We start from the raw sequence: 11,518 nt of genomic DNA on the forward strand, positions 1-11,518 counted from the left end.
GATGCCGCTTCCGACCTCTCAGCTCCGGCTCGCGATGGTGGCCGGCGAACCGTCGGGCGACCTGCTCGGCGCGTCGCTGCTCGGCGGGCTGCGCGAGCGGCTGCCCGAATCGGCCCAGTACTACGGGATCGGCGGGCAGCGGATGATCGCGCACGGCTTCGACTCGCACTGGCAGATGGACAAGCTGACCGTGCGCGGCTATGTCGAGGCGCTGGGCCAGATTCCCGAGATCCTGCGGATTCGCGGCGAGCTGAAGCGCCAGTTGCTCGCCGAGCGTCCGGACGCGTTCATCGGCGTCGACGCGCCCGACTTCAACTTCAACGTCGAACAGGCCGCGCGCGACGCGGGCATCCCGTCGATTCATTTCGTGTGCCCGTCGATCTGGGCATGGCGCGGCGGCCGGATCAAGAAGATCGCGAAGTCCGTCGACCACATGCTGTGCCTGTTCCCGTTCGAACCGGCGATTCTCGACAAGGCAGGCGTCGCCTCGACCTACGTCGGCCATCCGCTCGCCGACGAGATTCCGCTCGAACCCGACACGCACGGTGCGCGCATCGCGCTCGGACTGCCGGCCGACGGCCCCGTGATTGCCGTGTTGCCGGGCAGCCGGCGCTCGGAAATCGCGCTGATCGGCCCGACGTTCTTCGCGGCGATGGCGCTGATGCAGCAGCGCGAGCCCGGCGTGCGGTTCGTGATGCCGGCGGCGACGCCCGCGCTGCGCGCACTGCTGCAGCCGCTCGTCGATGCGCATCCGCAGCTCGCGCTGACGATCACCGACGGCCGCTCGCAGGTTGCGATGACCGCTGCCGACGCGATCCTCGTGAAGAGCGGCACGGTCACGCTGGAAGCCGCGCTCCTGAAGAAGCCGATGGTGATCTCGTACAAGGTGCCCTGGCTGACCGGGCAGATCATGCGCCGGCAGGGTTACCTGCCGTATGTCGGTTTGCCGAATATCCTGGCGGGGCGTTTCGTCGTGCCCGAGCTGCTGCAGCATTTCGCGACGCCCGAGGCGCTCGCCGATGCGACGCTCACGCAGCTGCGCGATGATGCGAACCGCCGCACGCTGACCGAAATATTTACCGAAATGCATCTTTCGCTGCGGCAGAACACGGCCGCGAAGGCGGCCGAAGCGGTCGTGCGCGTGCTCGAACAACGCAAGGGGCGCGCATGACCGCAGTACGTGCACCACGCCGCCGCGCGTCGAGCGACGAGCAGGGCGGTTTCGATTTCAGCCGTCCCGACGAGATCGTCTGCGGCGTCGACGAAGCGGGCCGCGGCCCGCTCGCGGGGCCGGTGGTGGCCGCCGCGGTGATTCTCGATCCGGCGCAGCCGATCGACGGGCTCGACGATTCGAAGGCGCTGTCCGCGAAGAAGCGCGATGCGCTGTACGAGCTGATCGTCGCGCGCTCGCTGTCGTATTGCGTCGCATCGGCGAGCGTCGACGAGATCGACACGCTGAACATCCTGCACGCGACGATGCTCGCGATGAAGCGGGCGGTCGAAGGGCTGTCGGTCCTGCCGACGCTCGCGCAGATCGACGGCAACCGCTGCCCGACACTGACCGTGCGCGCCGAGGCGATCGTCAGCGGCGACGCACTCGTGCCGAGCATCTCGGCCGCGTCGATCCTCGCGAAGGTCACTCGTGACCGCATGCTCGTCGACCTGCACGAACGCTTCCCCGCGTACGGCTTCAACGTGCATGCGGGCTACGGCACCGCGAAACACCTTGCCGCACTGCGCGAGCACGGCCCGTGCGAAGCCCATCGGCGCTCGTTCGCGCCGGTTCGTGCGGCACTCGACCTGATTCGATGAAAAGCATTACATCCCGCGACAACCCGCTGTACAAGCGCCTGAAGGCGCTCGCGGGTTCGACGTCCCATCAGCGCCGCGGCGGCCAGGCGCTGCTCGAAGGATTCCATCTCGCGAGCGCGTACCTCGACACGGGCGCGACGCCCGAGCTGTGCGTCACGACCGAAGGTGCACTCGGCCACGACGAGGCCCAGGCGATCGTCGCGCGCATCGATGCGCAACGGATCGTCACGCTGCCCGACGCGCTGTTCGGGCAGTTGTCGAACGTCGTCAACGGTGTCGGTTTCCTGCTGCTCGTCGACCGGCCGGCGCAGCCGCTGCCGGCGCGCGTGACGCAGTCGTCGGTCGTGCTCGACGGTGTGCAGGACGCCGGCAACGTCGGCTCGATCCTGCGCAGCGCGGCGGCCGCAGGCGTGCGCCACGTGTTCTGTGCGCCGGGGACCGCGTATGCATGGTCGTCGAAGGTGCTGCGCTCGGGCATGGGCGCGCATTTCCTGCTGTCGATCCACGAGGACGTCGAAGCCGGCGCGCTCGCCGAGCGCCTCGATGTGCCGGTCGCGCTGACCGACTCGCACGGCGCGCAGGCGGTCTATGACTGCGACCTGTCGGGGCCGGTTGCGTGGGTGTTCGGCAACGAGGGTGCCGGTGTGTCGGCGTTCTGGCGCGATGCCGCCACGCATCGCGTGACGATCCCGCAGCCGGGCGGGATGGAGTCGCTGAACGTCGCGGCCGCGGCTGCGGTCTGCCTGTTCGAGCAGGTGCGTCAGCAGCGGCGGGCGTGACGCCACGCGCGTGCTGTCTCCGCACCATGAAAAAGGCCGCGTTCGACGCGGCCTTTTTGTTTCTGCTGGCGGCCAAGTGGCCGTCAGCGTCCAGTCTTAGTACGACTGCCGGTCGAGGCGGATTTCCTGCAGGATCGTCGTCGCGATTTCCTCGATCGACTTGTGCGTCGACGACAGCCACTTGATCCCCTCGCGGCGCATCATCGCTTCGGCTTCGTTGATCTCGTAGCGACAGTTCTCGGGCGCCGCGTATTTGCTGCCCGGCCGGCGCTCGTTGCGGATCTCCGACAGGCGCTGCGGATCGATCGACAGCCCGAACAGCTTGTCGCTGTACGGCGACAACGCCGACGGCAGCTTGCCGCGCTCGAAATCTTCCGGAATCAGCGGATAGTTTGCCGCCTTCACGCCGTACTGCATCGCGAGATACAGGCTCGTTGGCGTCTTGCCGCTGCGCGACACGCCGACGAGGATCACGTCGGCTTCCGACAGGTTGCGGTTCGACTGGCCGTCGTCGTGCGCGAGCGAGAAGTTGATCGCTTCGATCCGGGTCTTGTATTCCTCGGTGTCCGCGTTCTGGTGGCCGCGGCCCATCGCGTGGCTCGACTTGAGCTCCAGTTCCTGCTCGAGCGGCTCGACGAAGCGCTGGAACATGTCGAGCACGAGTGCGTTCGAGCGCTTGACGATGTCGTTCGACTCGCTGTCGACGAGCGTCGTGAACACGATCGCGCGGCGGCCGTCGTGCACGGCGGCCTCGTTGATCTTCTCGACGGTCGCATAGGCCTTGTCGAGCGAGTCGACGAACGGCACGCGTACGAGACGGAATTTCTGGTCGAACTGGGAGAGGATCGAATGCGCGAAGGTTTCGGCAGTGATCCCGGTGCCGTCGGAGACGATGAATACGGTAGGCAGCATGAATCTGGGCGTCGAACGTGAAGGGCGGTTGCGCGGGCGGCTGGAGGTTCGCCTCCAGACGCAGTGACAAGGTCGCGCCACATCCGGCAGCCGGCACGGTAGAATAGCGGCAACCTGTTGGATAAGCAATTGCGGGGGCAGGGCGCGAACGGCGCCCCAGGCTTCGCCGCTCGATTCCAAAATTCCCGGCAAGTTTGGCGATTTGTCTGCAAATATCGCCCTTCTGCCGGGATTTTTGCAAATCGGGTCGGAAGATTATCCACCGCTGCGATTGTTTCTCCAACAGGTTGCGCAAGACGCGCCGCGCCTTTTTGCAAGCGCCCGCGTCCAAGCCCACTTGCGCAATCGAGCATTTTTTTCACACTTAGGGGCTTGTATGACTAACGCAGCAAACGTCGCAAAGGACCAGGCGTATGTAATTCCGTTCGAGCAGTTGCGGATGACCGATGTGGAGATCGTCGGCGGCAAGAATGCGTCGCTTGGCGAAATGATCAGCCAGCTTTCCGAAGCAGGCGTTCGCGTACCCACCGGTTTCGCCACGACCGCGCTCGCGTTCCGCGATTTCCTCAAGCACAACGACCTTACCGACCGCATCGCCAAGCGTCTCGAGTCGCTCGACATCGACGACGTGAAGGCGCTCGCCGAAGCCGGTGCCGAAATCCGCAAGTGGATCGTCGATGCGCCGATGCAGGCACGTCTTGCGCAGGAAATCCGTGAGCAGTTCGAAATCCTGAAGAACAGCTCGCCGGGCGAGCTGTCGTTCGCCGTGCGTTCGTCCGCCACCGCGGAAGACCTGCCCGACGCATCGTTCGCCGGCCAGCAGGAGTCGTACCTGAACGTCGTCGGCATCGAAGACGTGCTCGACCGCATGAAGCACGTGTTCGCGTCGCTGTACAACGACCGCGCGATCTCGTATCGCGTGCACAAGGGCTTCACGCACGCGGAAGTTGCGCTGTCGGCCGGCGTTCAGCGCATGGTCCGCTCGGACGTCGGCGCGGCCGGCGTGATGTTCACGATCGATACCGAATCGGGCTTCAAGGACGCCGTGTTCATCACGTCGAGCTACGGCCTGGGCGAAACCGTCGTGCAGGGCGCCGTGAACCCGGACGAGTTCTACGTGTTCAAGACGACGCTCGCACAGGACAAGTACCCGATCATCCGCCGCTCGATCGGCTCGAAGCTGATCAAGATGGAATTCACGCAGCCGGGCGAGCCGGGCCGCGTGAAGACGGTCGACGTGCCGCACGAACAGCGCAACCGCTACTCGATCACCGACGAAGACGTGATCGAGCTGGCGAAGTACGCGGTCATCATCGAGAAGCACTACCAGCGTCCGATGGACATCGAGTGGGGCAAGGACGGCCGCGACGGCAAGATCTTCATCCTGCAGGCACGCCCGGAAACCGTGAAGAGCCAGGCGACCGGCAAGGCCGAGCAGCGCTTCAAACTGAAGGGCCAGTCGCAGGTGCTCGCGACGGGTCGTGCGATCGGCCAGAAGATCGGCGCGGGCCCCGTGCGCGTGATCCAGGATCCGTCGGAAATGGAACGCGTGCAGCCGGGCGACGTGCTGGTGGCCGACATGACCGACCCGAACTGGGAGCCGGTGATGAAGCGTGCAGCCGCGATCGTCACGAACCGTGGCGGCCGCACCTGCCACGCGGCAATCATCGCGCGTGAGCTCGGCGTGCCGGCAGTCGTCGGCTGCGGCGATGCAACCGACATCCTGAAGGACGGCGCGCTCGTCACCGTGTCGTGCGCGGAAGGCGACGAAGGCAAGATCTACGACGGCCTGCTCGAGACGGAAGTCACGGAAGTGCAGCGCGGCGAACTGCCGGAAATCCCGGTCAAGATCATGATGAACGTCGGCAACCCGCAGCTCGCGTTCGACTTCTCGCAACTGCCGAACGGCGGCGTGGGTCTCGCGCGTCTCGAGTTCATCATCAACAACAACATCGGCGTTCACCCGAAGGCGATCCTCGAGTACCCGAACATCGACCAGGACCTGAAGAAGGCCGTCGAGAGCGTCGCGCGCGGTCACGCATCGCCGCGTCAGTTCTACGTCGACAAGCTGACGGAAGGTGTCGCGACGATCGCGGCGGCGTTCTATCCGAAGCCCGTGATCGTGCGCCTGTCCGACTTCAAGTCGAACGAGTACAAGAAGCTGATCGGCGGTTCGCGTTACGAGCCGGACGAGGAAAACCCGATGCTGGGCTTCCGCGGCGCGTCGCGTTACATCGCTGAAGACTTCGCGCAGGCGTTCGAGATGGAGTGCCGTGCACTGAAGCGCGTGCGCGACGAGATGGGCCTGACCAACGTCGAGATCATGGTGCCGTTCGTGCGTACCGTGAAGCAGGCGGAGCGCGTCGTCGGCCTGCTCGAGAAGTTCGGCCTGAAGCGCGGCGAAAACGGCCTGCGCCTCGTGATGATGTGTGAAGTCCCGACCAACGCGATTCTCGCCGAAGACTTCCTGCAGTTCTTCGACGGTTTCTCGATCGGCTCGAACGACCTTACGCAGCTCACGCTCGGCCTCGACCGCGACTCGGGCATGGAACTGCTGGCTGTCGACTTCGACGAACGCGATCCGGCCGTCAAGTTCCTGCTGAAGCGCGCAATCGATACCTGCCGCAAGATGGGCAAGTACGTCGGTATCTGCGGCCAGGGCCCGTCCGATCACCCGGACTTCGCGCAATGGCTGACGGACGAAGGCATCGTGTCGATCTCGCTGAACCCCGACACGATCATCGAAACGTGGCAGGCGCTCGCCAACCGGAAGTAACGGTCGGTAACGCACTTTGACGGAAGCGCGGTGGCACCGTGCTTTCGTTGAAGGCAAAATGCAAGGTTCATGCTATAAACACCCCGGTAAGCACCGGGGTGTTTTTGTTTGTGGGTACTCGTCGGGCCGCCTCAAGCGTGCCTGCCACCTCGTCGGGGCAGCGAGCATATCGTTCCAGAGTCGCGCTTCAACGCGTATTCTGGTTGCTTGCAACGCTAGTGAGCGCGGGGGATGTTTTTCTGGAGACCACAATGATGTCGGGGCATCTGTTCTGGTGGGTCGCGGTGGGCGTGCTGGTCGTGGCCGAGTTGCTGACGGGCACGTTCTACCTGTTGATGATCGCGCTCGGCTTTCTCGCCGGCGGGCTGCTGCAACTGGCCGGCTTCGCGCCGCACGTGCAGTTCGGTGCGGCGGCGGCGGTCGCGATCGTCGCGATGGTCGTGTTGCGGCGGTCGGGGCTCGGCCGCAAGCAGAAGCGCGACACATCGACGAATCCCGACGTCAATCTCGATATCGGCGCGACCGTCACGGTCGACGCGTGGCGTGACGGCCGCGCGCGCGTGCAGTATCGCGGCGCCGACTGGGACGTCGAGCTCGAGAACGGCGAGCGCGACGATGTGCACGTGTATCAGGTGAGTGCCGTGCGCGGCAATTGTCTCGTGGTCGTGGCGAAACCCGCGGGCTGATCGTCCGCGGATACAACAAGGAGGGAATACTTCATGGATTCGCTGATCATCTGGGTTGTCCTGCTCGTCATCGCGATCGTGATCGTGTCGAAGACGGTGAAGATCGTGCCGCAGCAGCATGCATGGGTGCTTGAACGCTTCGGGCGCTATCACGCGACGCTGTCGCCCGGCCTGAACATCGTGCTGCCGTTCGTCGATCGCATCGCATACCGGCACATGCTGAAGGAAATCCCGCTCGACGTACCCAGCCAGGTCTGTATCACGCGCGACAACACGCAGCTGCAGGTCGATGGCGTGCTGTATTTCCAGGTGACCGATCCGATGAAGGCGTCGTACGGGTCGAGCAACTTCGTGCTCGCGATCACGCAGCTCGCGCAAACGACGTTGCGCTCGGTGGTCGGCAAGCTCGAACTCGACAAGACGTTCGAGGAGCGCGACTTCATCAACCACAACATCGTGTCGGCGCTCGATCAGGCGGCGGCGAACTGGGGGGTGAAGGTCCTGCGCTACGAGATCAAGGACCTGACGCCGCCGAAGGAAATCCTGCACGCGATGCAGGCGCAGATCACCGCGGAGCGTGAAAAGCGCGCGCTGATCGCCGCCTCCGAAGGCCGAAAGCAGGAGCAGATCAACCTCGCGTCGGGCGCGCGCGAAGCGGCGATCCAGAAATCCGAAGGCGAGCGGCAGGCCGCGATCAACCAGGCGCAGGGCGAGGCCGCCGCGATTCTGGCGGTGGCTGAAGCGAACGCGCAAGCGATCCAGAAGATTGCGAACGCAATGCAATCGCAGGGCGGGATGGACGCGGTGAACCTGAAGGTTGCCGAGCAGTATGTCAGCGCGTTCTCGAATCTCGCGAAGCAGGGCAACACGCTGATCGTGCCGTCGAACCTGTCGGATCTCGGTACCGCGATCTCGTCGGCATTGACGATCGTCAAGAGCGCGGGGGCGGCTTCGGGCGGGAAGGCCTGAGCCGGACCTGCGCGGTGCGCAGGCAGCCGCCGCGTGCGATCGGCATGCGGCGAATCGTCGCGCAGCCGGGGCGCGGGTGATACCCGCGTCGCGGCGTCATCGGTACCTTTCTTCAGTCGAAACGGGCGGATTGGCGCGCAGCGTGCCGATTCGGCCACTGCCGGGCAGCCGGCATGCAAGATTCACATCGCCCAAACGACACGGCCCGCTTCGAGCGGGCCGCGTCGTTTGTGATGCGTGTCGCGCAGGTCAGGTGCCGGCGCGCATGATGCGTGCCTTTTCGCGTTCCCAGTCGCGCTTCTTCTCGGTTTCGCGCTTGTCGTGCAGCTTCTTGCCCTTCGCGAGCGCGATGTCGCACTTCACGCGACCGCCCTTGTAGTGGAAGTTCAGCGGCACGAGCGTGTAGCCACGCTGCTCAACCTTGCCGATCAGTTTCTTGATTTCGTCGCGGTGCAGCAGCAGCTTGCGCGTGCGAACCGGGTCGGGCGTGATGTGGGTCGAAGCTTCGGGCAGCGGGCTGATATGGGTACCGATCAGGAAGATCTCCGCGTGCTTGATCACGACGTAACCTTCCCGGATCTGGCCGCGCCCGGCGCGCAGCGCCTTGACTTCCCAGCCCTCGAGCACGAGCCCCGCCTCGTAGCGCTCCTCGATGTGATAATCGAAGTGCGCTTTCCTGTTGTCGATGATGCTCATGAAAGGATCGGGCCAACTCGTTTAAAATCACGATTTTAGCAAAGCGGGGCGGGAATCGCCCGGCTTGCGTTCTCACCTTGAGCGATGCCGCGCGATTTATGGCAGATGTCCAGAAAACCGTATTGATCCGTCATTCGGCGGAACAGATGTTCGACCTCGTTACCGACGTGGCCGACTACCCCAATTTCCTGCCCTGGTGCGGCGGCGTCGAGATTCGCCGTCAGGACGAGAGCGGGATGGAAGCGCGCATCGACATCAACTTCAAAGGCATCAAGCAGCATTTCGCGACGCGCAACACGCAGCAGCGCCCGACGCGGATCGACATGGAGTTCACGGACGGCCCGTTCAAGAAGTTCACGGGCACGTGGCGCTTCACGGCACTGCGTGCCGATGCCTGCAAGATCGAATTCGCGCTGCACTACGAGTTCTCGAGCATCCTGCTCGAGAAGATCATCGGGCCCGTGTTCAGCCACATCGCGAACACGTTCGTCGATTCGTTCGTGAAGCGCGCCGACCAGCGCTACGGGAAGGGGTGACGCGATGTTGTCGATCGAAGTCTGCTACGCGCTGCCGGATCGCCAGACGCTGATTCCGCTGTCGCTGCCCGAAGGGGCGACCGTTCGTTCGGCGATCGATGCGAGCGGCGTACTTGCGCTGCACCCGGAAATCGATCTCGCGAACGCGAAGACGGGCGTGTATGGCAAGCTTGCGCCGCTCGACGCACCGCTCGCCGACCACGACCGTGTCGAGATCTACCGCCCGTTGATCGTCGATCCGAAGCTCGCGCGCCAGCGGCGCGTCGACAAGTCGCGCCGCGACGGCTCCATCGAGGGCCGCAAGTGGATGCACAAGGACGCGCGCTGACGCGGGCCGATCCGCCTCTTTCGCCCTGATTCGTCTGATCAAACGCCGCGGCGCTCAGTGGGCCGCGGCGTTCGCGTTTGCCGGCGCGCTTCCCGACGGATCGCCGCCGGCGGGCGTGTCGCCGTGTTGCCGTACCGATCCGTAGACGCCCGCGAGCAGCAGCACCAGCGCGGCGATCTCGAGCGCATGCGGCATCCGCTGGTCGTACACGAATGCGTAAAGCATCGCGAATACGGTTTCGAACACGATCAGCTGGCCCGACAGCGTGAGCGGCAGCCGCTTCGACGCGGCATTCCACAGCCCGTTGCCGAGCCACGATGCGCCGATCGCGAGCACGAGGTTCAGCAGCCAGAACAGCTGCCAGCGGGACGCCGGGACAGCCGCCTGCACGGTGCCGGCCGGCAGTGCAAGGATCGCGATCCAGACGAGCCCGCCGATCAGGCCCGTCACGACACCCCACAGCACCGACCACTCGTTGCCGCCGAAATGATGATGGCGCTGCAGATAGCGTGCGTTCGCGACCGCATACCAGGTCCAGCTCGCGAGTGCGCCCGCTGCACAGGCGATGCCGGCGAGCTTCTGGCCGAGCGTCGTCGCATGCGCGGCTTCGGACGTGAACAGGTCGACGTTGATGCAGACGATGCCCGCGATCACCAGCGCGAGCGGGGCCGCGAGCCGCCGCAGCGGCACGGCGCCGTGGTCGCCGAGGCCCGCGAGCGTGACCGTGACGGGCAGCACGCCGACGATCAGCGAACTGGGCGCGATGCCGATCAGGTGCACGGCGCCGGACAGCAGCATGTAGTACGCGACGTTGCCGACGACGGCGAGCCTCACCAGCGCGACGAGATCCTCGCGGGTCAGCCGCGCGAGCAGCGAGCGGGCGGCCGGCAGTGCGGCTGCCAACGACACGAGGCCGTACATCGCGTAGCGGCCGGCGCTCAGCAGTAGCGGCGAGAAGTCGGTTAGCAGCCGCGGAACGAGAAACACCATGCCCCACAGGGCACCTGCCAGAACACCATAGACCACACCGCGCTGCATCGACCGCTCCGAACACATGACTGACGAGCCCGCATCTTAGCGACGCGGTCGCGGCGTCGTCTTGTTCATTCCTGCACTCGGCGCAGGGCGCAGGCGTGCTGCGCCCGGGCGCGGTCACGGCAGGCGGCGGATCATTCGTCAGCCGAATCGGGCGCTGCTCCCGCGTTGTTGCCCGACGCCCGCGCGGGCCGACGCACGGTGCGCAGCGTGCCGCTGTTGCCGCCACCGCAGTAGAAGCGGTCGTGGCCGTCGGATTCGAGCCCCGATACGCCGACGCCGGCCGGCATGTCGATCTGCTCGAGCACCTGGCCCGTGCGCGGATCGATGTGCCGCAAGTCGGCCTGGTCGGCTTCCCAGGTGCCGTGCCACAGCTCGCCGTCGACCCACGTCACGCCGGTGACGAAGCGGTTCGATTCGATCGTGCGCAGCACGGCGCCCGATTGCGGATCGACCTGATGAATCTTGCGTTCGCGGTACTGGCCGACCCACAGCGCGCCTTCGGCCCACGCCAGTCCCGAATCGCCGCCGTTGCCGGGGGCGGGGATCGTCGCGAGCACGCGGCCCGATTCGGGATCGATCTTCTCGATGCGGTCCTCGACGATCTGGTACAGGTGGCGGCCGTCGAACGCCGTGCCCGCATGCGCGGCGACGTCGAGCGAGCGCACGGTCGTGCCGCGTTCCGGGTCGAGCGCATTCAGCTTGTCGCCGGACGCGTACCACACGTACTGCCCGTCGTACGTGACGCCGTGTACGCCGTCGACGCCCGGAAACGGGCCGTATTCGCGAAGGATGTCTGCACTGGAGCGTTTCATGTTCGTCACCTCGTCGTTCGGTGAGGTCATCCTAATCGCCCGGCAGCGGGGCAGGGAGTAACAAGGTCGTCGCGAAACCGGGCAGCGGCGGCGTCATCCAGCGGCGCGCGCGGCCGCGGCCGAGCGCCTGGACCTTGTCGGCTTCGGCGAGCGCGTCGAGCGCGCGCTGCACGG

12 protein-coding genes and 1 pseudogene are annotated in these 11,518 nt (G+C 65.5%); 8 read left to right on the forward strand and 5 right to left on the reverse strand.

What is annotated here, in order from left to right:
* Position 1: 1 nt before the first annotated feature.
* Genes lpxB through G3N99_RS10565 form a run of 3 tightly spaced genes read left to right on the forward strand, consistent with a single transcriptional unit; the run spans position 2 to position 2,591 of the window.
* Positions 2–1,171 (forward strand): lipid-A-disaccharide synthase, encoded by a 1,170-nt coding sequence (lpxB, locus tag G3N99_RS10555; RefSeq protein ID WP_174944520.1) that lies wholly within the window; start codon positions 2–4, stop codon positions 1,169–1,171.
* Positions 1,168–1,812: a ribonuclease HII gene (gene rnhB, locus G3N99_RS10560; RefSeq protein ID WP_174944522.1), complete on the forward strand. Its 645-nt coding sequence runs from the start codon at positions 1,168–1,170 to the stop codon at positions 1,810–1,812. The genes lpxB and rnhB overlap by 4 nt, the downstream gene beginning before the upstream one ends.
* Positions 1,809–2,591 carry an RNA methyltransferase gene (locus tag G3N99_RS10565; protein WP_174941344.1) on the forward strand — a complete coding sequence of 261 codons (783 nt, stop codon included), beginning with the start codon at positions 1,809–1,811 and terminating at the stop codon, positions 2,589–2,591. The genes rnhB and G3N99_RS10565 overlap by 4 nt, the downstream gene beginning before the upstream one ends.
* A gap of 96 nt (positions 2,592–2,687) precedes the next feature.
* Here the strand turns inward: G3N99_RS10565 and G3N99_RS10570 are convergent, their stop codons facing one another.
* Positions 2,688–3,503 (reverse strand): pyruvate, water dikinase regulatory protein, encoded by an 816-nt coding sequence (locus G3N99_RS10570; RefSeq protein ID WP_034207652.1) that lies wholly within the window; start codon positions 3,501–3,503, stop codon positions 2,688–2,690.
* Positions 3,504–3,879: 376 nt separating this feature from the next.
* Here G3N99_RS10570 and ppsA point away from each other — a divergent pair, with 376 nt between their 5' ends.
* The 3 genes from ppsA (at position 3,880) to G3N99_RS10585 (ending at position 7,934) form a co-directional block, all read left to right on the forward strand.
* Positions 3,880–6,279, forward strand: a complete 2,400-nt coding sequence (gene ppsA, locus G3N99_RS10575; protein ID WP_174941342.1) for a phosphoenolpyruvate synthase — start codon at positions 3,880–3,882, stop codon at positions 6,277–6,279.
* A 251-nt stretch (positions 6,280–6,530) separates the two neighbouring features.
* On the forward strand, positions 6,531–6,965 hold the full coding sequence (locus G3N99_RS10580) for an NfeD family protein (protein WP_174953356.1): 435 nt from the start codon (positions 6,531–6,533) through the stop codon (positions 6,963–6,965).
* A 33-nt stretch (positions 6,966–6,998) separates the two neighbouring features.
* Positions 6,999–7,934, forward strand: a complete 936-nt coding sequence (locus G3N99_RS10585) for an SPFH domain-containing protein (RefSeq protein WP_174988882.1) — start codon at positions 6,999–7,001, stop codon at positions 7,932–7,934.
* 249 nt (positions 7,935–8,183) lie between these two features.
* Here G3N99_RS10585 and smpB read toward each other — a convergent pair whose 3' ends face one another.
* Positions 8,184–8,630, reverse strand: a complete 447-nt coding sequence (gene smpB / locus G3N99_RS10590; protein ID WP_174941338.1) for an SsrA-binding protein SmpB — start codon at positions 8,628–8,630, stop codon at positions 8,184–8,186.
* A 98-nt stretch (positions 8,631–8,728) separates the two neighbouring features.
* On the opposite strand from smpB, the gene G3N99_RS10595 reads away from it, so the two are divergent.
* Together G3N99_RS10595 and G3N99_RS10600 are read left to right on the forward strand one after the other, a co-directional pair.
* A complete protein-coding gene (locus G3N99_RS10595) occupies positions 8,729–9,166 on the forward strand; it encodes a type II toxin-antitoxin system RatA family toxin (RefSeq protein ID WP_114177364.1) in 438 nt (145 codons plus the stop codon).
* Between the two features lie 4 nt (positions 9,167–9,170).
* On the forward strand, positions 9,171–9,494 hold the full coding sequence (locus G3N99_RS10600; RefSeq protein WP_039342764.1) for an RnfH family protein: 324 nt from the start codon (positions 9,171–9,173) through the stop codon (positions 9,492–9,494).
* Positions 9,495–9,548: 54 nt separating this feature from the next.
* Here G3N99_RS10600 and G3N99_RS10605 read toward each other — a convergent pair whose 3' ends face one another.
* The 3 genes and pseudogenes from G3N99_RS10605 to G3N99_RS10615 form a co-directional block, all read right to left on the reverse strand.
* On the reverse strand, positions 9,549–10,532 hold the full coding sequence (locus G3N99_RS10605) for a DMT family transporter (protein WP_174941329.1): 984 nt from the start codon (positions 10,530–10,532) through the stop codon (positions 9,549–9,551).
* A gap of 131 nt (positions 10,533–10,663) precedes the next feature.
* Positions 10,664–11,344, reverse strand: a complete 681-nt coding sequence (locus tag G3N99_RS10610; RefSeq protein WP_011352437.1) for a hypothetical protein — start codon at positions 11,342–11,344, stop codon at positions 10,664–10,666.
* Positions 11,345–11,375: 31 nt separating this feature from the next.
* A pseudogene (locus tag G3N99_RS10615) lies at positions 11,376–11,518 on the reverse strand (helix-turn-helix domain-containing protein); the annotation flags it as partial.

The sequence above is a fragment of the Burkholderia sp. Ac-20392 genome, from assembly GCF_017104585.1.
Lineage (GTDB): Bacteria > Pseudomonadota > Gammaproteobacteria > Burkholderiales > Burkholderiaceae > Burkholderia > Burkholderia lata.

What these genes read in the sequence shown, in the direction of transcription:
- lpxB (WP_174944520.1), top strand. Translation starts at nt 2, where the DNA reads ATGCCGCTTCCGACCTCTCAGCTCCGGCTCGCGATGGTGGCCGGCGAA.
- rnhB (WP_174944522.1), top strand. Translation starts at nt 1,168, where the DNA reads ATGACCGCAGTACGTGCACCACGCCGCCGCGCGTCGAGCGACGAGCAG.
- G3N99_RS10565 (WP_174941344.1), top strand. Translation starts at nt 1,809, where the DNA reads ATGAAAAGCATTACATCCCGCGACAACCCGCTGTACAAGCGCCTGAAG.
- G3N99_RS10570 (WP_034207652.1), bottom strand. Translation starts at nt 3,503, where the DNA reads ATGCTGCCTACCGTATTCATCGTCTCCGACGGCACCGGGATCACTGCC.
- ppsA (WP_174941342.1), top strand. Translation starts at nt 3,880, where the DNA reads ATGACTAACGCAGCAAACGTCGCAAAGGACCAGGCGTATGTAATTCCG.
- G3N99_RS10580 (WP_174953356.1), top strand. Translation starts at nt 6,531, where the DNA reads ATGATGTCGGGGCATCTGTTCTGGTGGGTCGCGGTGGGCGTGCTGGTC.
- G3N99_RS10585 (WP_174988882.1), top strand. Translation starts at nt 6,999, where the DNA reads ATGGATTCGCTGATCATCTGGGTTGTCCTGCTCGTCATCGCGATCGTG.
- smpB (WP_174941338.1), bottom strand. Translation starts at nt 8,630, where the DNA reads ATGAGCATCATCGACAACAGGAAAGCGCACTTCGATTATCACATCGAG.
- G3N99_RS10595 (WP_114177364.1), top strand. Translation starts at nt 8,729, where the DNA reads ATGGCAGATGTCCAGAAAACCGTATTGATCCGTCATTCGGCGGAACAG.
- G3N99_RS10600 (WP_039342764.1), top strand. Translation starts at nt 9,171, where the DNA reads ATGTTGTCGATCGAAGTCTGCTACGCGCTGCCGGATCGCCAGACGCTG.
- G3N99_RS10605 (WP_174941329.1), bottom strand. Translation starts at nt 10,532, where the DNA reads ATGCAGCGCGGTGTGGTCTATGGTGTTCTGGCAGGTGCCCTGTGGGGC.
- G3N99_RS10610 (WP_011352437.1), bottom strand. Translation starts at nt 11,344, where the DNA reads ATGAAACGCTCCAGTGCAGACATCCTTCGCGAATACGGCCCGTTTCCG.